At 64.3% G+C, this 20632-nt stretch carries 17 protein-coding genes; 12 read left to right on the top strand and 5 right to left on the bottom strand.

Going from position 1 to position 20632, the window contains the following annotated elements; all coding sequences use genetic code 11:
- Positions 1 to 244 precede the first annotated feature (244 nt).
- Complete coding sequence (locus tag ACF8O8_RS15840; protein WP_392509969.1) at positions 245 to 1138, top strand: 1-aminocyclopropane-1-carboxylate deaminase/D-cysteine desulfhydrase; 894 nt, start codon at positions 245 to 247, stop codon at positions 1136 to 1138.
- Here the strand turns inward: ACF8O8_RS15840 and ACF8O8_RS15835 are convergent.
- Positions 1129 to 1674 (bottom strand): cytochrome b, encoded by a 546-nt coding sequence (locus tag ACF8O8_RS15835; RefSeq protein ID WP_021784071.1) that lies wholly within the window; start codon positions 1672 to 1674, stop codon positions 1129 to 1131. The two genes, ACF8O8_RS15840 and ACF8O8_RS15835, sit on opposite strands and share 10 nt — an antisense overlap.
- Positions 1675 to 1897: 223 nt before the next feature.
- Positions 1898 to 2920, bottom strand: a complete 1023-nt coding sequence (locus ACF8O8_RS15830) for a DUF1853 family protein (protein ID WP_049586635.1) — start codon at positions 2918 to 2920, stop codon at positions 1898 to 1900.
- Here ACF8O8_RS15830 and ACF8O8_RS15825 point away from each other — a divergent pair.
- The 11 genes from ACF8O8_RS15825 (at position 2919) to ACF8O8_RS15775 (ending at position 14815) form a co-directional block, all read left to right on the top strand.
- The gene (locus ACF8O8_RS15825; protein WP_003247220.1) at positions 2919 to 3809 is read left to right on the top strand and encodes an NAD(+) kinase; all 891 of its coding nucleotides are present in this window, start codon (positions 2919 to 2921) and stop codon (positions 3807 to 3809) included. The genes ACF8O8_RS15830 and ACF8O8_RS15825 overlap by 2 nt on opposite strands.
- Positions 3809 to 4780: a metallophosphoesterase gene (locus ACF8O8_RS15820; RefSeq protein ID WP_010953024.1), complete on the top strand. Its 972-nt coding sequence runs from the start codon at positions 3809 to 3811 to the stop codon at positions 4778 to 4780. Before ACF8O8_RS15825 ends, ACF8O8_RS15820 begins: the two co-directional genes overlap by 1 nt.
- Entirely contained in the window at positions 4777 to 5664 is an 888-nt protein-coding gene (locus ACF8O8_RS15815; protein ID WP_392509968.1) for a rhomboid family intramembrane serine protease, read from the top strand. Before ACF8O8_RS15820 ends, ACF8O8_RS15815 begins: the two co-directional genes overlap by 4 nt.
- A gap of 13 nt (positions 5665 to 5677) precedes the next feature.
- Positions 5678 to 5938 (top strand): YeaC family protein, encoded by a 261-nt coding sequence (locus tag ACF8O8_RS15810; protein ID WP_003247224.1) that lies wholly within the window; start codon positions 5678 to 5680, stop codon positions 5936 to 5938.
- Entirely contained in the window at positions 5935 to 6765 is an 831-nt protein-coding gene (locus ACF8O8_RS15805; RefSeq protein WP_003247225.1) for a DUF2797 domain-containing protein, read from the top strand. Before ACF8O8_RS15810 ends, ACF8O8_RS15805 begins: the two co-directional genes overlap by 4 nt.
- A 13-nt stretch (positions 6766 to 6778) precedes the next feature.
- Complete coding sequence (pepN, locus tag ACF8O8_RS15800) at positions 6779 to 9436, top strand: aminopeptidase N (protein WP_392509967.1); 2658 nt, start codon at positions 6779 to 6781, stop codon at positions 9434 to 9436.
- Between the two features lie 193 nt (positions 9437 to 9629).
- Complete coding sequence (locus ACF8O8_RS15795; RefSeq protein WP_392509966.1) at positions 9630 to 10670, top strand: WD40/YVTN/BNR-like repeat-containing protein; 1041 nt, start codon at positions 9630 to 9632, stop codon at positions 10668 to 10670.
- A gap of 20 nt (positions 10671 to 10690) precedes the next feature.
- On the top strand, positions 10691 to 13066 hold the full coding sequence (locus ACF8O8_RS15790; RefSeq protein WP_049586703.1) for an RND family transporter: 2376 nt from the start codon (positions 10691 to 10693) through the stop codon (positions 13064 to 13066).
- A 63-nt stretch (positions 13067 to 13129) separates the two neighbouring features.
- Positions 13130 to 13420 (top strand): DUF5629 family protein, encoded by a 291-nt coding sequence (locus ACF8O8_RS15785; RefSeq protein ID WP_049586638.1) that lies wholly within the window; start codon positions 13130 to 13132, stop codon positions 13418 to 13420.
- Positions 13386 to 14516, top strand: coding sequence for a lactonase family protein (locus tag ACF8O8_RS15780; protein WP_010953030.1), 1131 nt, complete (start codon positions 13386 to 13388; stop codon positions 14514 to 14516). Before ACF8O8_RS15785 ends, ACF8O8_RS15780 begins: the two co-directional genes overlap by 35 nt.
- Before the next feature lie 122 nt (positions 14517 to 14638).
- Positions 14639 to 14815 (top strand): hypothetical protein, encoded by a 177-nt coding sequence (locus tag ACF8O8_RS15775; RefSeq protein WP_003247232.1) that lies wholly within the window; start codon positions 14639 to 14641, stop codon positions 14813 to 14815.
- A 132-nt stretch (positions 14816 to 14947) separates the two neighbouring features.
- Here ACF8O8_RS15775 and ACF8O8_RS15770 read toward each other — a convergent pair whose 3' ends face one another.
- The 3 genes from ACF8O8_RS15770 to ACF8O8_RS15760 are packed head-to-tail and all read right to left on the bottom strand — an operon-like array spanning position 14948 to position 20417.
- Positions 14948 to 15541 carry a glutathione S-transferase gene (locus ACF8O8_RS15770; RefSeq protein WP_060489095.1) on the bottom strand — a complete coding sequence of 198 codons (594 nt, stop codon included), beginning with the start codon at positions 15539 to 15541 and terminating at the stop codon, positions 14948 to 14950.
- Positions 15538 to 19182 (bottom strand): AAA family ATPase, encoded by a 3645-nt coding sequence (locus ACF8O8_RS15765; protein WP_392509965.1) that lies wholly within the window; start codon positions 19180 to 19182, stop codon positions 15538 to 15540. The genes ACF8O8_RS15770 and ACF8O8_RS15765 overlap by 4 nt, the downstream gene beginning before the upstream one ends.
- The gene (locus tag ACF8O8_RS15760; RefSeq protein WP_003247235.1) at positions 19179 to 20417 is read right to left on the bottom strand and encodes an exonuclease SbcCD subunit D C-terminal domain-containing protein; all 1239 of its coding nucleotides are present in this window, start codon (positions 20415 to 20417) and stop codon (positions 19179 to 19181) included. Before ACF8O8_RS15760 ends, ACF8O8_RS15765 begins: the two co-directional genes overlap by 4 nt.
- Between the last annotated feature and the right edge of the window lie 215 nt (positions 20418 to 20632).

The following is a 20632-nucleotide window of genomic DNA, read 5'->3' as shown; positions in this document are numbered from 1 at the left end:
CCGAAACCTGTGGGAGCGGGCATGCCCGCGAATTCGATGGCGGTGGCAACGGTGAACGGCGGGTGGAGATTGGCCAGCAGGTCCGGCCCTTTCGCGGGTGAACCCGCTCCTACGACGGTCTGTACCGGGCCGTCGATGCCTGTGTCGAACCACTGATGCGCGTCCACCCTGGCACTGTGATGCCTCGGCGGGGGCAGGTCATCGATTATAAGCGCTTGCGGGATTACCCTGTAAACTGCGATCCATGCATGTATTCGACCTCCCCCCAGCCCCCCTGCAGTTTCTGGACTTGCCCTGGCTGCGGCAAGCCCAGGTCCAGGCCGCCATTCTGCGCCTGGACCTGATCGACCCGCTGATCAGCGGCAACAAGTGGTTCAAACTACGCCACCACCTGCAACAGGCCGGCGCCAGCAATGCTCCAGGCCTGATCAGCCTCGGCGGTAACCATTCCAACCATCTGCACGCCTTGGCCGCTGCCGGCAAGCGCTTCGGCTTCGCCACCGTCGGCCTGTTACGCGGCCATGCCCAGGACACGCCAACCGTGCGTGACCTGCAGGCGCTGGGCATGGAACTGCATTGGCTAGGCTACGGCGGCTACCGTGCACGCAACGAACCCGGCTTCTGGGAACCTTGGCAAGCGCGCTACCCAGGCTGGCACTGTATCCCCGAAGGGGGCGGCGGGCTGGCCGGTGCGCAGGGCTGCGCGCTGATCATGCAGCAGGCGCGCGCGCAGATCGCGGGATTGGGCTGGTCGGACCATGACGCCTGGTGGCTGGCTGCCGGAACGGGGACTACCTTGGCCGGCCTTGTACTGGCCGAGGCGGGTGCACATGCCGTGCATGGCGCGCTGGCAGTGCCCAGGGATCATGGGGTGCCGGAGACGGTGGCAGCACTGGCCGGCACGCACGGCTACCAGCTACACGACGCCTGCCGTGGCGGTTTCGGGAAATTCGACAATGAGCTACTGACGTTCATCGCCGACTGCGAGCAGCGCACTGGCGTGCCGCTCGAAGCCCTCTATACCGGCAAGGCTCTGCTGGCCTTGCGTGATCAGGTCGCTGCCGGGCTGTTCAAGCCCGGCAGCCGCCTGATCTTCGTACACACGGGTGGCCTGCAGGGGCGACGCGGTTACTTGTAAGGCAGCATGCGCAACAGCGTGTTGTCGCGCTGCACATAGTGATGGTACAGCCCGGCCAGTGCATGCAGGCCGATCAGCCAGTAGCCCCAGCTGCCAATACGCTCATGCCAACCTTTGATGAACTTGGCCTGGTCCGGGTTCGGGCCGATCAGATGGGGCAGCTCCAGGCCAAAGAACGGCACCGGTTTGTCGGCGGCACTGAGGATCAGCCAGCCGGCCAGCGGCAGGCCGATCATCATCAGGTACAGTGCCAGGTGCATCAGGTGCGCCAGGCCGGTCTGCCAGGCCGGTGGTTTGGGCACGATGGGCGGAGTCGGGCGGCTCAGGCGCATGGCCAGGCGCAGCCAGACCAGCACGAACACGCTGAGCCCGAGCATGAAGTGCAGGTCTTTCATCAGGTTGCGTTCGGCGCTGTCCTTGGGGAACAGGCCACGCAGTTCGATGAGTGCATAGACAGCGGCCAGCAGCACCAGCATCAGCCAATGCAGGGCGATGGACAGGCGCGCGTAATGGGTCGCGGGGTTGGATGAAACCATGATCGGTCCTCGTCATCAGGTCGGAAAGGCGCTCTTGCTGGCGCTCAGGCACCATTGTAATGGTTACCAGAAACGAATCTTTGCGCTGGGTCTGTGAAAATTGTGTTGCCAGCCACCGGCCTCTTCGCGGGCCCGCCCGCTCCCACAGGGACTGCACAGTCTTTGAAGCCGTGCAGTCCCTGTGGGAGCGGGCGTGCCCGCGAAGGGGCCGGAGCAGGCGACATCAGTTACCGGGCAGATAGGGCCAGTCATCACCCACCAGAAACACCCGTTCTGCCTCCTGCCAGGCACCATCGGCATCAGGCACCAGTCGTACCAGCAAGTGCGCCGGTGCCTGCTGCTCCAGCACATGCAGCCAGGCTGCAAACTGCTCCGCCTGCCAGCACTCACCTGACTCCACCCTTGCCGGCGCCAGCCAGGCATGCCGCTGCAGCGGCTGCCAACGCTCGCCCTCGGCCATCACCCAGTCCCGCCGACGAAGCCAGCGCCCCCGCAAATGTTGCGGGTTGGCGCCCTCCGGCGCCTCGGCATGCCCAGGCCGTGGATAGAACAGGTAACCACCCAGCCACATTTGCGCCTGCACCTGCTCCACCCCTAGCTGCGCCAGCGCCTGACGGCTGTGCGCTCCCGTGGACATGGGCAACTGGTGCCCCGCCAGGTGCGCAAGCTTGGTCCCCAGCCGGTCATGGCAACCTGGCCCCAGCCAGGCATGGGGATCGTGCCCGGCGTCTTCCGGGCCCAGGTACAGCTTGATCGCCAGTTCCAGGTGGTGCACGCCGTCGCGGTCGCGCAGCACCACGTCGAGCTCGCCCAGGGTGTGCCCGCCGTCGCGAATCGCCAGGTTGGCGGCCAGCAGCTCGATGCCTGGCGCCTGGCTCAGGGCAAATTGCCACAGGCGTTCGTAGTAATGCCCCAGGCGCCGGCTGCCCAATTGCGCCAGCCAGGCGCGCAACGGTCGGTCATCGGCATCCAGGGCCCGCAACCATTGTTCAAGGCGTTGCGGCTGCTGCGCCCACAGGCTGCCCGCCAGCGGGTGTCGCTGGGGGCAGGGCGGGGCGCTGAGCAGGGGCGGCGACAACAAGGCCCATGCCAGGTCACGCACGGTGGAGTGCTGCAGTTGTCGGGGCAGGTCGTGAAGCTGGGCGAATGGCGTCATCCTGCGAGCATAGCCGGTTTGCCGCTGCCCGGTGGTTTCGCCCATAATCGGCGCATCGTCACCCGCCGCAGAGCCTTGCAGGAGCCCCATGGAGCAATTTCGCAATATCGGTATCATCGGTCGCCTTGGCAGCTCGCAGGTGCTCGACACCATTCGCCGACTGAAAAAATTCCTCCTCGATCGCCACCTGCACGTGATCCTCGAGGACACCATTGCCGAAGTGCTGCCCGGCCACGGCTTGCAGACGTCCACCCGCAAGCTGCTGGGCGAGGTCTGCGACCTGGTCATCGTGGTCGGCGGCGATGGCAGCCTGCTGGGTGCTGCCCGCGCGCTGGCCCGGCACAACATTCCGGTGCTGGGTATCAACCGTGGCAACCTGGGTTTTCTCACCGACATTCGTCCCGACGAGCTGGAACAGAAGGTCGCCGAAGTGCTCGACGGCCACTACCTGGTAGAAAACCGTTTCCTGCTGCAGGCCGAGGTGCGTCGCCACCATGAGGCCATCGGCCAGGGCGATGCGCTGAACGACGTGGTGCTGCACCCGGGCAAGTCCACGCGCATGATCGAGTTCGAGATCTACATCGACGGCCAGTTCGTCTGCAGCCAGAAGGCCGACGGCCTGATCGTCGCCACCCCCACCGGCTCCACCGCCTATGCGCTGTCGGCCGGTGGCCCGATCATGCACCCCAAGCTCGATGCCATCGTCATCGTGCCGATGTACCCGCACACCTTGTCGGGTCGGCCGATCGTGGTTGACGGCAACAGCGAGCTGAAGATCGTGGTGTCCAAGGACCTGCAGATCTACCCGCAGGTGTCCTGTGACGGCCAGAACCACTTCACCTGTGCCCCCGGCGACACCATCACGGTCAGCAAGAAGCCGCAAAAGCTGCGCCTGATCCACCCGCTGGACCACAATTACTACGAGGTCTGCCGCACCAAACTGGGTTGGGGCAGCCGCCTGGGGAGCAGTGACGACTGATGCTCGATCCGGCGCGAAGTTTTGACATCATCGGCGACGTGCACGGCTGTGCACTGACCCTTGAACGCCTGCTCGACGCCCTCGGATACAAGCGCGTGGCCGGCGTGTGGCGCCACCCGCGACGTCAGGCGCTGTTCCTTGGCGATATCGTCGACCGCGGGCCACGCATTCGCGAGGCGCTGCACATCGTCCACGACATGGTCGAAGCCGGCCAGGCGTTCTGCATCATGGGCAACCACGAATACAATGCCCTGGGCTGGGTCACCCCGGCGCTGCCTGGCAGCGGCAAGGCCTATGTCCGCGAACACACGCCGCGGCATGCCCGGCTGATCGACGAAACCCTGACTCAGTTTGCCCAGCACCCCGGCGATTGGCACGATTTCGTCAACTGGTTCTACCAGCTGCCGCTGTTCATCGACGCAGGGCGCTTCCGTCTGGTGCACGCCTGCTGGGACCCGCGGCTGATCGAGCCGCTGCGCCAGCAATACCCCGACGGCCGCATCGATGAACACTTCATCCAGGCCTCGGCGGTCAGTGGCAGTTTTGCCGACACAGTGTGCAACCGCCTGTTGCGCGGTACCGACATGCGCCTGCCGGACGGGCTGACGCTGACCGGCGGCGACGGCCTGACCCGCGCGTTTTTCCGCACCAAGTTCTGGGAAGAAGACCCGAAAACCTACGGTGACATCGTGTTCCAGCCTGATGCCCTGCCCGAGGAAGTGGCCAGCACCCCGCTCAGCCACAGCCAGAAGAACGCCTTGCTGCGCTATGACGAAGACCAGCCGATGCTGTTCGTCGGGCATTACTGGCGCAGCGGCCGACCGGCACCGATCCGCGCCAACCTGGCCTGCCTGGACTACAGCGCCGTGCTCTACGGCAAGCTGGTCGCCTACCGGCTGGATGATGAAACCCGTATCGACCCGCACAAGTTCGTCTGGGTCGACGTCGACCGCCCACAGGCCAACCAATGAACATTATCGAAGTGATGCGCCTGCCGCTGTCGGTCGACCTCAGCGGCTTCGTCCACCTGTTGCAACGCCTGCAGGTGCCGCACCGGGTCAGCGAGGAGGGTGATGCCCAGGTCCTCTGGGCCCCCGACACCCTGGCCGAAGATGTGCTGCAGCTTTACCAGCGCTACCCCGACGGCAACGCCGATCTCGAACCTGCGCAGGACCCTGTGGGAGCGGGCATGCCCGCGAACAGCCCCACACAACCCTCCCTGGTAGAGCAAGCCAAGGCCTGCAAAGTCACCACTCTCACCCTGCTGCTGTGCTTCATCGTCGCCGGCCTCACGGGCCTTGGCGACAACTTCACCACCATCAGCTGGTTCACCTTCCTCGACTTCCGTGTCCAGGGCGACTACCTGTACTTCACCTCGCTGGCGCAAACCCTGGATGAAGGCCAGTGGTGGCGCCTGGTATCGCCCATGCTGCTGCATTTCGGTGTGCTGCACCTGGCCATGAACAGCCTGTGGTACTGGGAGCTGGGCAAACGCATCGAACTGCGCCAGGGCCCGTGGGCGTTGCTGGGCCTGACCCTGCTGTTCAGCCTGGTCTCCAACCTGGCCCAGCACTACACCAGCGGGCCGAGCCTGTTTGGCGGCCTGTCCGGCGTGCTGTACGGCCTGCTCGGGCATATCTGGCTGTACCAGTGGCTGGCGCCTGACCGTTACTTCAACCTGCCCAAGGGCGTGCTGGTGATGATGCTGATCTGGCTGGTGGTATGCCTGACCGGCGTGGTCGGCACGCTCGGCCTTGGCCAGATCGCCAATGCCGCCCACGTCGGCGGGCTGCTCATCGGATGCCTGACCGGGCTCTTGGGTGGGGCGCTGGCCCGGCGTAAACTGTCGGCTTGAATCAGGAGACACTATGTCCACTTTCGCGCAAATGATTGAAAACATCACCCCGGAAATCTACCAGAGCCTGAAACTGGCCGTGGAAATCGGCAAATGGTCCGACGGCCGCAAGCTCACCGCCGAGCAGAAAGAGCTGTCGCTGCAGGCGGTCATCGCCTGGGAGATGAAGAACCTGCCCGAAGACCAGCGCACCGGCTACATGGGCCCACAGGAATGTGCGTCGAAGTCCGCGCCCATCGCCAACATTCTGTTCAAGTCGGACTCGGTACATTGATCGAACTCGCACGTGGCTCGTTGAGCAAGATGGCCGTAAGCCTGCAGGCACCGGTGGTGCAGTACAGCTTCCGCCTGGATGACACCCAGGTGCCGGTCAACCCCATGATCGGCCAGCGTCTGCGCCTGGAATACCTCGGCGCCATTCATTGCAGCCATTGCGGCAAGCGCACCAAGACCAGCTTCAGCCAGGGTTACTGCTACCCGTGCATGACCAAGCTGGCTCAGTGCGACGTGTGCATCATGGCCCCGGAAAAATGCCACTACGACGCCGGCACCTGCCGCGAACCGTCGTGGGGCGAACAGTTCTGCATGACCGACCACGTCGTCTACCTGGCCAATTCGTCGGGGATCAAGGTCGGCATCACCCGTGCCACCCAGCTGCCCACCCGCTGGCTCGACCAGGGCGCCAGCCAGGCGTTGCCGATCATGCGCGTGGCCACCCGGCAGCAATCGGGCCTGGTCGAAGACGTGCTGCGCAGCCAGGTGCCGGACCGGACCAACTGGCGCGCGCTGCTCAAGGGCGATGCCGAGGTGCTCGACCTGCCGGCCATCCGGGAGCAGGTCTTCGAAGCCTGCGCCGACGGCCTGCGCGAGCTGCAGGGGCGCTTTGGCCTGCAGGCGATCCAGCCGCTGCCGGACGCCGAAGTGGTGCAGATGAACTACCCGGTCGAGGCGTACCCGAAGAAGATTGTCAGCTTCAACCTCGACAAGGACCCGGTGGCCGAGGGCACGCTGCTGGGCATCAAGGGCCAGTACCTGATCTTCGACACCGGTGTGATCAATATTCGCAAGTACACGGCCTACCAGTTGGCCGTGCTCCAGTAAAAAGGACCTGCACATGCGTACCGAACAACCGCAAGTGATCTACCTCAAGGATTACCAGGCGCCGGAGTACCTGATCGACGAGACGCACCTGACCTTCGAGCTGTTCGAGGACCACACGCTGGTTCACGCGCAACTGGTCATGCGCCGCAACCCGGCACGCGGTGCCGGCCTGCCGCCACTGGAACTCGATGGCCAGCAGCTGGAACTGCTGCGCGCCTCGCTGGATGACCAGGAATTGCAGCCAGGCGAGTACCAACTCGACGCCGACAGCCTGACCGTGCAGCCCAAGGCCGAGCGCTTCACCCTCGACACCAGCGTGAAGATCCACCCGGAAAGCAACACCGCCCTGGAAGGCCTGTACAAGTCGGGCAAGATGTTCTGCACCCAGTGCGAGGCCGAGGGCTTCCGCAAGATCACCTACTACCTCGACCGCCCGGACGTGATGAGCACCTTCACCACCACGGTCATCGCCGAGCAGCATCGCTACCCGGTCTTGCTGTCGAATGGCAACCCGATCGGCAGCGGGCCGGCCGAAGATGGCCGCCACTGGGCGACCTGGGAAGACCCGTTCATGAAGCCGGCCTACCTGTTCGCCCTGGTGGCCGGTGACCTGTGGTGCGTTGAAGACAGCTTCACCCGCCAGTCCGGCCGTGAGGTGACCCTGCGCATCTACGTCGAACCCGAGAACATCGACAAGTGCGACCACGCCATGGTCAGCCTGAAAAAGTCCATGCGCTGGGACGAAGAAGTCTATGGCCGCGAGTACGACCTGGACATCTTCATGATTGTTGCGGTCAATGACTTCAACATGGGCGCCATGGAAAACAAGGGCCTGAACATCTTCAACTCCAGCTGTGTGCTGGCCCGTGCCGAAACCGCCACCGATGCTGCGCACCAGCGCGTCGAAGGCGTGGTCGCCCACGAATACTTCCACAACTGGTCGGGCAACCGCGTCACCTGCCGTGACTGGTTCCAGCTGTCGCTGAAGGAAGGCTTCACGGTATTCCGCGATGCCGAGTTCAGTGCCGACATGAACTCGCGCACGGTCAAGCGCATCGAAGACGTCGCCTACCTGCGCACCCACCAGTTCGCCGAAGACGCCGGCCCCATGGCCCACCCGGTGCGCCCGGAAAGCTTCATCGAAATCTCCAACTTCTACACCCTGACCGTCTACGAGAAGGGCGCTGAAGTGGTGCGCATGGTCCGTACCCTGTTGGGTAGCGAAGGCTTCCGTAAGGGCAGCGACCTGTACTTTGAACGTCACGATGGCCAGGCGGTAACCACCGACGACTTCATCAAGGCCATGGAAGACGCCAACGGCGTCGACTTTACCCAGTTCAAGCGCTGGTACAGCCAGGCGGGCACCCCACGCCTGGAGGTCAGCGAGGCGTATGACGCCGCCGCGCAGACCTACAGCCTGACGTTCCGCCAGAGCTGCCCGCAGACCCCGGACAAGGCCGAGAAACTGCCGTTCGTGATCCCGGTGGAGCTGGGCCTGCTGGATGCCGATGGCAACGACCTGCCGCTGCAACTGGCTGGCGAAGACGCTGCTCAAGGAACCAGCCGCGTGCTGTCGGTAACCGAAGCCGAGCAAACCTTCACCTTCCAGGGCATCCAGGCCAAGCCGCTGCCGTCGCTGCTGCGTGGCTTCAGCGCCCCGGTGAAGCTGAACTTCCCGTATGACCGTGACCAGCTGATGTTCCTGATGCAGCACGACAGCGACGGCTTCAACCGCTGGGAAGCGGGCCAGCAGCTGTCGGTGCAGGTACTGCAGGAACTGATCGGCCAGCATCAACGCGGCGAAGCCCTGAAGCTCGACCAGCGCCTGATCACCGCCCTGGGCACTGTGCTGGGCAATGTATCGCTGGACCCGGCCATGGTGGCCGAAATGCTCTCGCTGCCAGGTGAGGCGTACCTTACCGAGATCAGCCAGGTGGCCGACGTCGACGCCATCCACGCCGCCCGCGAGTTCGCACGCCAGCAGATCGCCGAACACCTGTTCGACGCCCTGTGGGCGCGTTACCAGGCCAACCGTGAAGTGTCGCGCAGCACTGCCTATGTGGCCTCGGCCGAGCACTTTGCCCGCCGCAGCCTGCAGAACATTGCCCTGTCGTACCTGATGCAGAGTGGCAAGCAACAGGTGCTGGACGCGACCCTGGAGCAGTTCGAGCACTGCGACAACATGACCGAGCGCCTTACCGCGCTGGCGGTACTGGTCAACTCGCCGTTCGAGGCCGAGCGCGCCAAAGCGCTGGAGGCCTTTGCCGAGCACTTCAAGGACAACCCGCTGGTCATGGACCAATGGTTCAGCGTGCAGGCGGCCAGCACGCTGCCGGGCGGGCTGGCGCGGGTCAAGGCGTTGATGCAGCACCCGGCCTTCACCCTGAAGAACCCGAACAAGGTGCGTGCGCTGATCGGCGCCTTTGCCGGGCAGAACCTGGTCAACTTCCATGCTGCCGATGGCTCCGGGTATCGCTTCCTGGCGGACCTGGTGATCGAGCTGAATGCGCTGAATCCGCAGATTGCCTCGCGGCAACTGGCGCCGCTGACACGCTGGCGCAAGTATGACGATGCGCGTCAGGCGCTGATGAAGGGTGAGCTGGAGCGCATTCTGGCTTCGGGTGAGTTGTCCAGTGATGTGTATGAGGTTGTGAGCAAGAGTCTGGCGTAATTCTGGTGAATTGGGGCCGCCCAGCGGCCCCGGCTTTCCCCGGCCGACAACAAAACATAACACCCCGCCCGTTGTACTCCCGCAAACATCCCCGCTACGATCTCCTCAAGCTATTGCAGGCCTCTAGATCAGGCTTTCTGCAAAGCCTGCAATGCATTGACCCACCAAAAAAGAACACAACAAGGGGGCAGTCATGAGGGAACAGTTACGTACGCCAGCCAGGCGTGGTGCCTGGCCATGGGCAGCCAGCGCGATGCTGGCATTGGCATTGGGGGTGTGGGCAGACAGCGCCCAGGCCGCGGCCGCCGACCAATACTCCACCGAATCGGCCAAGGCCAGCCAAAGCCTGTTGATCGACGCCACCCATGCCGGCAAGCGCCTGGTGGTGGTGGGTGATCGAGGCCACATTCTGTTCTCCGACGACCAGGGCAGTACCTGGACCCAGGCTCGGGTACCCACCCGGCAATTGCTCACTGCCGTGTTTTTCCTCGACGACAAGCGTGGCTGGGCCGTCGGCCATGACGCGCAGATCCTCGCCAGCACCGACGGCGGCGCCACCTGGAGCAAGCAGTTCGAAGACCTCGCCCGTGAAGCACCCTTGCTCGATGTCACCTTCCTCGACGCCCAGCACGGCTTTGCCGTGGGGGCCTATGGTGCCTTGCTGGAAACCACCGATGGTGGGCAACACTGGCAGGATGTGGCCGAGCGGCTGGACAACCCGGACCAGCTGCACCTGAACGGTATCGCCCACGTGCGCGATGCCGGCCTGTTCATCGTGGGTGAGCAGGGCGGCATGTTCCGCTCCACCGACAACGGCCAGACCTGGGCCAAGGTCCAGGGCCCCTACGAGGGCTCGCTGTTCGGCGTGATCGGCACCGCCAGGCCGCAGACCCTGCTGGCCTACGGCCTTCGCGGCAACCTGTTCCGCTCCAGCGACTTCGGTGACAACTGGCAGCCGATCGAACTCAAGGCCGCACGCGGTACCCTGGAGTTCGGCCTGGCAGGCGCTACGCTTGTCGATGATGGTACCCTGGTGTTGGTCGGCAATGGTGGCAGCGTGCTGCGCAGCACGGACGACGGCCAGACCTTCAGCGTGTACAACCGCGCCGACCGCCTGGCCCTGGCCGGCGTCAGTGGCCTGGCCAACGGCGGCCTGCTGCTGGTGGGGCAGGGTGGTGTGCACCTGGCCAGCGCCGAAGGGGCTGATCAGCCTGCTCCGGAGGTGCGCCCATGACCAGCAGGGAGAGCATTACCATGCACCCGCATCACCAGGATAAAGCCACGCTGCTCGAACGCCTGATCTTCAACAACCGCCCAGTGGTCATCGCCCTGTGCGTGCTGGTCAGCATTTTCCTGTTCTGGCAGGCCACGCAGATTCGCCCGTCCACCAGCTTCGAGAAGATGATCCCGCTGCAGCATCCGTTCATCGAGCAGATGATGGAGCACCGCAACGACCTGGCCAACCTCGGCAACACCGTGCGCATCTCGGTGGAGGCGGTGAACGGTGACATCTTCGACAAGGACTACATGGAGACCCTGCGTCAGATCCATGACGAGGTGTTCTACATCCCCGGTGTCGACCGGGCCGGGCTGAAGTCACTGTGGAGCCCCAGCGTGCGCTGGAGCGAGGTCACCGAAGAGGGTTTTTCCGGTGGCGAGGTCATCCCTAACACCTACAACGGGTCGCAGGACAGCCTCGATACCCTGCGCGACAACGTGCTCAAGTCAGGCCAGGTGGGGCGCCTGGTAGGCAACAACTTCAAGTCCAGCATCGTCGACGTGCCGCTGCTGGAGAGCTACCCCGACCCGCAGGACCCGGGCAAACAGGTGAAGCTGGACTACCAGCAGTTCTCTCACCTGCTGGAAGAGAAGATCCGCGACAAGTTCCAGGCGCAGAACCCCAATGTAAAAATCCACATCGTCGGCTTTGCCAAGAAGGTCGGTGACCTGATCGATGGCCTGGTGATGGTGGCGATGTTCTTCGGCGTCGCCCTGGTGATCACCTTGGTGTTGTTGTACTGGTTCACCTGGTGCATCCGCAGCACTGTCGCCGTGCTCATCACCACGCTGGTGGCGGTGGTCTGGCAGCTGGGGCTGATGCATGCGGTGGGCTTCGGCCTGGACCCGTATTCGATGCTGGTGCCGTTCCTGATCTTCGCCATCGGCATTTCCCACGGGGTGCAGAAGATCAACGGCATCGCCCTGCAGTCGAGTGATGCCGACAACGCCCTTACCGCTGCCCGGCGCACGTTCCGTCAGTTGTTCCTGCCGGGAATGATCGCCATCCTGGCCGACGCGGTGGGCTTCATTACCCTGCTGATCATCGACATCGGGGTGATTCGCGAACTGGCCATCGGCGCCTCCATCGGCGTGGCGGTGATCGTGTTCACCAACCTGATCCTGCTGCCGGTGGCCATCTCCTATGTCGGCATCAGCAAGAAGGCCATCGAGCGCAGCAAGAAAGACGCAACCTGCGAGCACCCGTTCTGGCGCCTGTTGTCGAACTTCGCCAGTGCCAAGGTGGCGCCGGTGTCGGTGGTGCTGGCACTGCTCGCCTTCGCCGGTGGCCTCTGGTACAGCCAGAACCTGAAGATCGGCGACCTCGACCAGGGCGCACCGGAGCTGCGCCCCGACTCGCGCTACAACCAGGACAACAACTTCATCATCAGCAACTACTCGACCAGTTCCGATGTGCTGGTGATCATGGTCAAGACGCCGTCGGAGAAGTGCTCGGTCCACTCGACCATGGCGCCGATCGACGAGCTGATGTGGACCATGGAAAACACCCCAGGCGTGCAGTCGGCGATTTCTCTGGTCACCGTTTCCAAACAGGTGATCAAGGGCATGAACGAGGGCAGCCTGAAATGGGAAACCCTGTCGCGCAACCCGGACATCCTCAACAACTCCATCGCCCGGGCCGACGGCCTTTACAACGGCGACTGCTCATTGGCACCCGTGCTGGTGTTCCTCAATGACCACAAGGCTGAAACGCTGGAGCGCGTCACCGCCGTGGCCAAGGCATTTGCCGACAGCCATGACAAGGAAGGCCTGCAGTTCCTGCTGGCGGCGGGTAACGCTGGTATCGAGGCTGCGACCAACGAAGTGATCAAGTCGGCCGAGCTGACCATCCTGATCCTGGTGTACATCTGCGTGGCCGTGATGTGCCTGATCACCTTCCGCTCGTTCGCCGCCACGCTGTGCATCGTGCTGCCCCTGGTGCTGACCTCGGTGCTGGGCAACGCGCTGATGGCCTACATGGGTATCGGGGTGAAAGTGGCGACCTTGCCGGTGGTGGCGTTGGGGGTGGGCATTGGCGTGGACTATGGCATCTATATCTACAGCCGCCTGGAAAGCTTCCTGCGTGCCGGTTTGCCGTTGCAGGAGGCGTATTACCAGACCCTGCGCTCGACCGGCAAGGCGGTGCTGTTCACCGGGTTGTGCCTGGCTATTGGTGTATGCACCTGGATCTTCTCGGCGATCAAGTTCCAGGCGGACATGGGCCTGATGCTGACCTTCATGCTGCTTTGGAACATGTTTGGTGCGCTGTGGCTGCTACCGGCATTGGCGCGGTTCCTGATCAAGCCTGAGAAGATGGTGGGCAAGGAGGGTGGGTCGATCTTCGCCCATTGATTGGAGGGGGCCGCATTGCGGCCCCCCGGTTATACTGCCAGCTCATTTCAGATGGGTACCCCTATGTCCCCCCTCGCTACCGCCCTGCAGTCCTGCGATATGCTTTTGATCGACGGCCTGCACGCCTTCGATTTCACCGTTGATGAAGCCGGCCTCACTGTCGAATGCATGGACGGCCGCCAATTGCGTCGCTGGTCGTTCACCCCTGAGCAAATCGCTGCCGCCATCGCCACCGGAGACGAGTGGCAACTCGACGATGCCAACGGCGCGCATCGGCTAGTCTGTATGAGTGCCTTTCGTGCCCCGGATGATGACCAAGATGAACCGGACCTGGACGAGCCTGCTGACCGCTAGCCTGATGAGCCTGACAATCTCTGCACACGCTGCCACCTTGCTGGTGGGCAGCTACACCGATGGCGCTAGCCAGGGTATCTACCGCTACCATTTCGACGACAAGGCCGGCCAAATCGGCCCAACACCTCTGCAGGTGGTGAAAAGCGTCAGCCCTTCGTGGCTGGTGCTGTCGGCCGACCAGCGTCAGCTGTTCGCGGTGAATGAGACCCCGCAGGGCCATGCCAGCAGTTTCAGCATCAGCAGCAAAGGCGAAATCAAGCCGCTCAACCAAGTGGTCACCCAGGGCGACGAGCCCACCCACGCCAGCCTCAGCCGTGACCAGCGCTACCTGTTCGTGGCCAACTACGCGGTCAACCCCGACCCCGGTGGCAGCCTGGTGGTGATCCCGGTGGCCAAGGACGGCACGCTCAAGCCCGTGGTGCAACAGGCCCGGCATAAAGCGAGCGGGGTCAACCCTGAGCGCCAGGCCGGCGCCCACGTGCATTCGCTGGTGCTGTCGCCGGATGGCCAGCACCTGTATGCCAGCGACCTGGGTGCCGACAAGGTGTTCATCTACCGCTACGACGGTGCCAGTGCGGACCACCCGCTGACAGCGGCGATACCTGCGTCCGTGGCCTTGCCGCCGGGCAGCGGTCCGCGTCACTTGCTGTTCGACGCCAAGGGCCGGCACGCCTACCTCACCCTGGAAATGAACGCCGAGGTGGTGATGTTCGATGTGCAGGACGGCAACCTGGTTGAACGCCAGCGCTTACCCCTGACCGAACGCCAGGAGGCCGCAGCGAAGGCAGCAGGTGGCTTGCACCTGTCGGCGGACGGGCGCTTCCTGTACGTGAGCAACCGTGGCACAGCCAATGAAATTGTGGCGTTCAGCGTGGGCAAGCAGGACGGTCAGTTGACGTTCCTGCAGCGTCGCCCGGCAGAAGGTGATCACCCTCGGGAGTTTGCCCTGGACCCGAGTGACAACTTCCTGCTGGTGGCCAACCAGAAGAGCAACCAGATCGTGGTGATACGTCGCGATCCGCGCAGTGGCAAGCTGCTGGAGACGGTGCAGACGCTGAAGCAGGATGCACCCTCGGACCTCAAGTTCATCGAGTGATATCGATCAGCGTGATAATCGGTACTGCTGCAATGAATTTTTGCGTGCGGCCTCGGCGGCGTAAGTTTGACCCAAGGCCCAAAAGGGCCACCGTCAAACCACCGCCGTCGAGGTCAGCCCAGATGAACTTCAATCTCTTCCCGGTTATTGCCGCATCCGCCATTTCCGCATCGGTCGTACTGCCAGCGCATGCCCATGCCGACAGCAGCAAGGCTTCTGCCACCCACAGCTACACCGAGCAGTACCTGCGCCAGAGCGCCAATTTCCATGCGGCCCTGAGTGGCAAGCACCACCACTGATCTGGCTTGTGTGAGGTCCTTGTGGGAGCGGGCATGCCCGCGAACACCGGCAGAGCCGGTGCCATCCACCGCGGTGCCTGCTTCGCGGGCATGCCCGCTCCCACACGGACCCATGTGCAGCCCGATGTTTAATCAGCGGACCATGATTGCCTTGAACAGCTCCGAAGCCAGCCACCCCTCCAGCCAGCTCCGCACACGCGGATAAGCCGCCTCGGCGAACCACTGCGGTTCGACCCCGGCAAACTGGCGCATCAGGGGCAGCAACGCGGCATCGGCCATGCTCGGGTGGTCGGCCAGCAGGTAAGCCCGCCCCGCCAGCAAGCCTTCGAGCTCCGCCAGCCAGGCCTCGGCCTGCTGGCGGTAATGCTCGCGGGAATGCTCCGGGTAACGTTCGGCATACTTGTACAGGTTCACGTGCGCCTTGAACGTGGTGTCATTGCGCGCAATCAGCGTTTCAGCCTGCTGCGCAGCCGCAGGGTTGGCCTGTAGCCTCCAATCCTGCGGGTCGTTTTGCGTCAGCGCCCAGCGCATGATGTCCAGGCTCTCTTCCAGTACCTCGGCACCGGTGTCCAGCACCGGTACCGTGCCCTTGGGCGACAAGGCCAGCAGCTCTGCCGGCTTGTTCTTCATCGCCACCTCGCAGATTTCCACCTCGCAGCCGGCATAGCGCAGGGCCAGGCGCGCACGCATGGCCCACGGGCAGCGGCGGAACGAGTAGAGGATCACCCGCACACCTCCACGTCACTGAGGCCATTACCCTGGCGCCGCACCTGGATCTGCACCGGGATGCGCTCGTGCATTTCCTGTACGTGGGAGATCACCGCCACTTTGCGACCCTGGGCTTGCAAGCCGTCGAGGGCGTCCATTGCCAGTTGCAGCGACTCGGGGTCGAGGCTGCCGAAACCTTCGTCGATGAACAGCGACTCGATACGCAAGGTGCTGGACGCCATCGACGCCAGGCCCAGGGCCAGGGCCAGCGACACCAGGAAGGTTTCCCCGCCCGACAACGAGTGCACCGAACGCAGTTCGTCGCCCATCTCGGTGTCCAGCACCAGCAGGCCCAGGGCGCTGCCGCCGCGCTTGAGGCGGTAGCGACGGGCCAGCTGACGTAGCTGGGCGTTGGCGTGGTGCAGCAGCAGGTCAAGGTTGTAGCCTTGGGCGATCTTGCGGAACACATCACCGGAGGCCGAACCGATCAGGGCATTGAGGCGGGCCCAGCGTTGCCACTGCTGGTGGGCCTGTTCGATTTCTGCCGCCAGCGCCTGGTGGGCCTGCTGGCGGCGCTGGTCGTCGGCCTGTTGTGCACGCAATTCGGCGCATTGCTGCTCGTGGTTTGCCAGGCGTTCGCGCAGTTCGGCCAAGGCTTGCTCCAGGGCTTGGACCGTGGTGTCCACGGTCATCTGTGCCGCGTGATGCTGCAGGCGCTGTTCGCGCTCCTGCAGCAGCACGCGGCCCTGCTCGATGGCTTTTTCCGCGCCTTGCAAACGCTGGCGCAATTCATTGACTTGCGCGTCATCCATGGCCAGCAGGCGATCGAGGCCGGCATCGTCCAGTTCCGGATGCTCGCTGCGCCACTGGGCGATCTGGGCCTGCAACTGTTGGCATTCGGCATCCAGTGCCTGTTGTTGCTGGGTATTGGCCTTGAGCTCGCTGGCCAGTTGCACGCCTTGGGTGCGCAGATCTTGCAGGCGCTGGGCGGTGTCGGCGTCAAGGGTGCGGGCGTGCTCCAGCGCGGTGTCCATGTGCTGCTGCCAGGCTTCGGCGCTGGCATGTTCGCCGAGCAGTTCGGCGAGTGAGGCCAGGGCTTGCTGGCGTTGCTCGTCGAGGGCGGCCAGTTTCTGCTGTAACTGCTGCTGGCCTTGCACGCGCGCCTGCTGTTGGTCACGCAGCTTGTCCAGCTGGGTTTGGCGGGCTTGCTGCTCTTCCAGTTCGTCCTTGCGCTGTTCCAGTTGCTGCAGGCGCTGGGCAATCTGCTGGTCGAGGGCGAGGAAGGCATTGGCCGGGTCGTCGTTGAGGGCCTTGAGCGCTTCCTCCGGTAGTACGCCGGCTAGGTCGTTCAGGCCTTGCTGCAACAGCTGCTCGTCGTTGGCCAGGGCCTGGTGCTGTTGCTCCAGGTGGCGCTGGGCCTGTTGTTGGGCGTCGTGGGCAGCCTGCAATTGCTGGTTGAGGCGGGCCGCGTCCCGTTGCAGGGCGAGCAGGGCGCTCTGGCGTTTCTCGTCCTGGCTGATTTCTTCATCCAGGCGACGCAGCTGGCTGTCGAGCCAGGCGCTACGGGCCTTGTCGTCCTGCGGGGCGAGGGCTGGCCACAGGCTGTGTGCCTGTACCTGAGCCACCAGCGGTTGCAACTGTTCGCCCAGTTGCTGTTGCTGTTGCTGGAAGTCCTTGAGCTGGGCATTGACCACACCCAGCTGGGTACGCAGCTCCACCAGCTTGCTGTTGAGCGTCTCGACCTGCTTCTGGGCGGCGTGCTCTTCGGCCTGATCATGGCGGCCCAGGCTCTGCAGCAGCGCTTCTGGCTGATGGAAGGGGTGTTCGGCGCTGCCACAGACCGGGCAGGGTTCGCCGTCACGCAGTTGGTTACGCAGTTCTTCGACGCTGGTGTTGCGTGCCAGGCGTTGGCGTTCCAGCAGTTGACGGGTGAGCGTCAACGCCTGTTCGGCGGCCTCCAGCTCGGCCTTGGCGGCGGTGCCTTCGGTAATCAGTTGCTGGCGTTGCAGCATGGCCTGCTGCTGCCGTTCGCGCAGGGCATCCAGCTGCTGGCGCAGCTCCTGTTCACGGCCGTGCAGGCGTGACATTTCCTCTACGGCGCGCTGCTGTTTGCGGTTGTCCTGCAACATGCCGCCGAGCAGGTCGATCTGCTCGGCCAGGGCCTGGGGTTCGGCCTTGGCTTCACGGAACAACAGGTCGTAGGCGTCGCGCTCGGCCTGCAAGCGCGCATTGGCCTGGCTGGCCTGGGCCTGCAGGCCGGGTAGCTCTTCTCGGCCCTTGGTCAGCCGGCCACCGATCAGCATCACCTGCTTCAGTTGCGGCAGGTAGGCGTGCCAGGCATTGGCCAGGCCCGCCAGGTGCTGGCTGTCGGCAAGCGCGGTGTCGATCAGCGCCAGTTGTTGCACGCTGCGCTGCTGGTTGTCTTCCAGCTGCTGCAGTTGCTGCTGGCCGTCAGCAACCTGCTGTTGCGCCTGCTGGCTGATGCTGCGCTGGGCGGCCAGCTCCTGGTCCAGGCGTGCCAGCGTATCCTGAGCGGCAAAGGCCTGGCGCAGGCGCGGCGCATTCTCGCCGTGCTCGGCCTGGCGGTCGGCAAGCGCTTGGCGCGCAGTGTCCAGCGCCTGTTCGAGTTCGCGGGTGCGCACCTGCAGTTCGGCTTGCTGCTGTTGCTGTTCGGCAATTTTCGCGGCCACTGGCGCCAGCTGTGCGCTCAGGGCCTGTCGGCGGTGGAACTGGTGACGCTGTGGGGCCAGGCGCTCCAGGCGTGCCAGGTCCAGGCGTGGTTCGGCCAGCTGTTGCCAGTCCAGTTCGGCGGCCTGCAGCGTGGTGCTGGCTTCGGTGTGTTGGGCCTGAAGCTGGCGTTGTTCATTCAGCCAGTTGCGTTGCTGCTCCAGCTGGCGCTCGCCGGCCTGGTCGGCCTTGAACTGCTGTTGCGCCTGCTCCAGGCGCTGGTCGAGCTCGGCACGGGCCTCGGCAGCCATCGGCAGTAGATGGCTGGCGCGTTCTTTCAGGGCGTTGTGCGCCTCGCCGGCTTCGCGCGCCTTGCTGAAGGCACGCTGGCCCAGACGGGTGTAGATCGCGGTGTTGGTGAGCTTTTCCAGCAACTCGCTACGGTCTTTGTCGTCGGCCTTGAGGAACGCGCCGAACTCGCTCTGGGCCAGCATCACCGCACGGGTGAACTGTTCGAAGTTCAGGCCCAGACGGGCTTCGACCAGTTGCTTGTATTCGTTCTTGCCACTGCCGAGCACTTGCTCGCTGTCGAGGTCGTAGAAGCTTTGACGGCTGTGCTGCAGTTTGCCGTTGGCCTTGTCGCGGGCGCGGTTGGCTTCCCAGCGGGCGCGGTAGCGGCGTCCGTCGATGCCGACGAAATCGACCTCGGCAAACCCGCTGCCGGTGCCACGGCGCAGCAGGTTGCGCGGGTCTGAGGTGGGGATGTCGCCGTCGGCGTCCGGCACCTTGGCCTCACGGCCAATGGCATTGAGGCGCGGCACGGTGCCGAACAGCGCCAGGCACAGGGCGTCAAGCAGGGTGCTCTTGCCAGCACCGGTAGGCCCGGTGATGGCGAACAGGCCAGCGCTGGCCAACGGTTCTGCGGTGAAATCGATGTCGATCGGGCCGGCCAGCGATGCCAGGTTCTTCAGGCGGATGGCGAGAATCTTCATGGCTGTTCCTCTTCCTGCTGCACGTCCTGCAACAGCAGGGCGAAGTCGGCCAGCGCCTGCTCGTCGGCGGGGTTGCCGTAGGCTTGCTCCCAGGCGCGGCTGAACAGGTCTTGCGGGGTCATCTGGGCCAGTTCGACAAAGGCCAGGTCATCGTCTTCGGCGTTGTTGCGGCCGGCGTACTCGGCGCTGATGCGGATCAACCGTACCGCCTTGCCTTCAAGCGCGGTTTCGATCTGCTGGCGCAGGTCGGGTTGCGGCTCGTCGAGCATCACCCGCACTTCCAGCCAGGGCTGGCGGTTGGGGTCTTCAAGCAGGTCGACCACTGGCAGGTCGGCCAGTTGCTGCAACAGCTCGCCCAGCGGAGCCGGGCCCACTCGTTGCAGGGCCACGGCGCGTGGTACGGGGCGTGGCTCGACGCTGACCAGGCCGTTACCGTCCAACTCCACTTCCAGGACCTGGTGCGGGTAGTTGATTTCGGCGAACGACAGCGGGATTGGCGAGCCGCTGTAGCGGATGCGCTCTTCGCGGTTGACCTTCTGCGGCTTGTGCAGATGGCCCAGGGCGACGTAGCTGATAGCCTTGTCGAACAGCTTGGCCGGCAGCGCCTCGGCGTTGCCGATGATCAGGCTGCGTTCGGAGTCTTCCGACACCGCGCCACCGGCCATGTGCGCGTGGCTGATGGCGATCAGCGCCTGGTCTTTCTTGCGTTTCTTCAGTGCGGCGGCGATCAGTTGCTGGTGCACCTGGGTGATGCCTTGCAGGTAGTCGTCACCCAGCTGCGGGCCGGTCACTTCGGCCGGGCGCAGGAACGGCAGGGCCAGGCACCAGGCGGCCACCTTGCCACGGCCGTTGGTCAGCGGAATCAACAGGCGTTCGGCATCCAGCTGGCCCTCGTCCAGCCAGTGCACACGGCCCAACGCATGGGTGCGCAGGCGGCGCATGAGTGCGGCCGGCAGCTCGATGCGCGAACCGGAGTCGTGGTTGCCGGCGATCATCACGATGTCCAGCTTGGGCTGTTGCTCGTGGGCCTGGACGATGAAGTCGTAGAGGCGTTCCTGGGCTTTGACGGGCGGGTTGACGGTGTCGAAGATGTCGCCCGCAATCAGCAGCGCATCCGGCTGGCGCAGGCGCAGCTGGCCGAGCAGCCAGTCGAGGAAGCAGGCGTGTTCGAAGTCGCGTTCCTGGCCGTGCAGGCTTTGGCCCAGGTGCCAGTCGGAGGTATGAAACAGACGCATGGATGACCTGTTGGTGTCGAGTCGGGCAAGCGGGGAAAGGGCGGTATGGTAACCCAAGCGTGGGGCCGCTGTGCGGCCCGATCGCGGGCAAGCCAGCTCATAGAACTGCGCATCACTTACTGATTTAGCAGGGACCCTGTGGGAGCGGGCGTGCCCGCGAAGAATCCAACGCGGTGCATGGCACCGGCTGCGCCGGTGTTCGCGGGCGCGCCCGC

This window comes from Pseudomonas sp. TYF_14 (genome assembly GCF_043105275.1).
GTDB classification, from domain to species: domain Bacteria; phylum Pseudomonadota; class Gammaproteobacteria; order Pseudomonadales; family Pseudomonadaceae; genus Aquipseudomonas; species Aquipseudomonas alloputida.
Note: the sequence above shows the minus strand (reverse complement) of the source record. Positions and strands in the feature narration are given on the sequence as shown.

What these genes read in the sequence shown, in the direction of transcription:
- ACF8O8_RS15795 (WP_392509966.1), top strand. Translation starts at nt 9,630, where the DNA reads ATGAGGGAACAGTTACGTACGCCAGCCAGGCGTGGTGCCTGGCCATGG.
- ACF8O8_RS15825 (WP_003247220.1), top strand. Translation starts at nt 2,919, where the DNA reads ATGGAGCAATTTCGCAATATCGGTATCATCGGTCGCCTTGGCAGCTCG.
- ACF8O8_RS15835 (WP_021784071.1), bottom strand. Translation starts at nt 1,674, where the DNA reads ATGGTTTCATCCAACCCCGCGACCCATTACGCGCGCCTGTCCATCGCC.
- pepN (WP_392509967.1), top strand. Translation starts at nt 6,779, where the DNA reads ATGCGTACCGAACAACCGCAAGTGATCTACCTCAAGGATTACCAGGCG.
- ACF8O8_RS15780 (WP_010953030.1), top strand. Translation starts at nt 13,386, where the DNA reads ATGAACCGGACCTGGACGAGCCTGCTGACCGCTAGCCTGATGAGCCTG.
- ACF8O8_RS15790 (WP_049586703.1), top strand. Translation starts at nt 10,691, where the DNA reads ATGCACCCGCATCACCAGGATAAAGCCACGCTGCTCGAACGCCTGATC.
- ACF8O8_RS15840 (WP_392509969.1), top strand. Translation starts at nt 245, where the DNA reads ATGCATGTATTCGACCTCCCCCCAGCCCCCCTGCAGTTTCTGGACTTG.
- ACF8O8_RS15815 (WP_392509968.1), top strand. Translation starts at nt 4,777, where the DNA reads ATGAACATTATCGAAGTGATGCGCCTGCCGCTGTCGGTCGACCTCAGC.
- ACF8O8_RS15820 (WP_010953024.1), top strand. Translation starts at nt 3,809, where the DNA reads ATGCTCGATCCGGCGCGAAGTTTTGACATCATCGGCGACGTGCACGGC.
- ACF8O8_RS15765 (WP_392509965.1), bottom strand. Translation starts at nt 19,182, where the DNA reads ATGAAGATTCTCGCCATCCGCCTGAAGAACCTGGCATCGCTGGCCGGC.
- ACF8O8_RS15785 (WP_049586638.1), top strand. Translation starts at nt 13,130, where the DNA reads ATGTCCCCCCTCGCTACCGCCCTGCAGTCCTGCGATATGCTTTTGATC.
- ACF8O8_RS15810 (WP_003247224.1), top strand. Translation starts at nt 5,678, where the DNA reads ATGTCCACTTTCGCGCAAATGATTGAAAACATCACCCCGGAAATCTAC.
- ACF8O8_RS15775 (WP_003247232.1), top strand. Translation starts at nt 14,639, where the DNA reads ATGAACTTCAATCTCTTCCCGGTTATTGCCGCATCCGCCATTTCCGCA.
- ACF8O8_RS15760 (WP_003247235.1), bottom strand. Translation starts at nt 20,417, where the DNA reads ATGCGTCTGTTTCATACCTCCGACTGGCACCTGGGCCAAAGCCTGCAC.
- ACF8O8_RS15830 (WP_049586635.1), bottom strand. Translation starts at nt 2,920, where the DNA reads ATGGGGCTCCTGCAAGGCTCTGCGGCGGGTGACGATGCGCCGATTATG.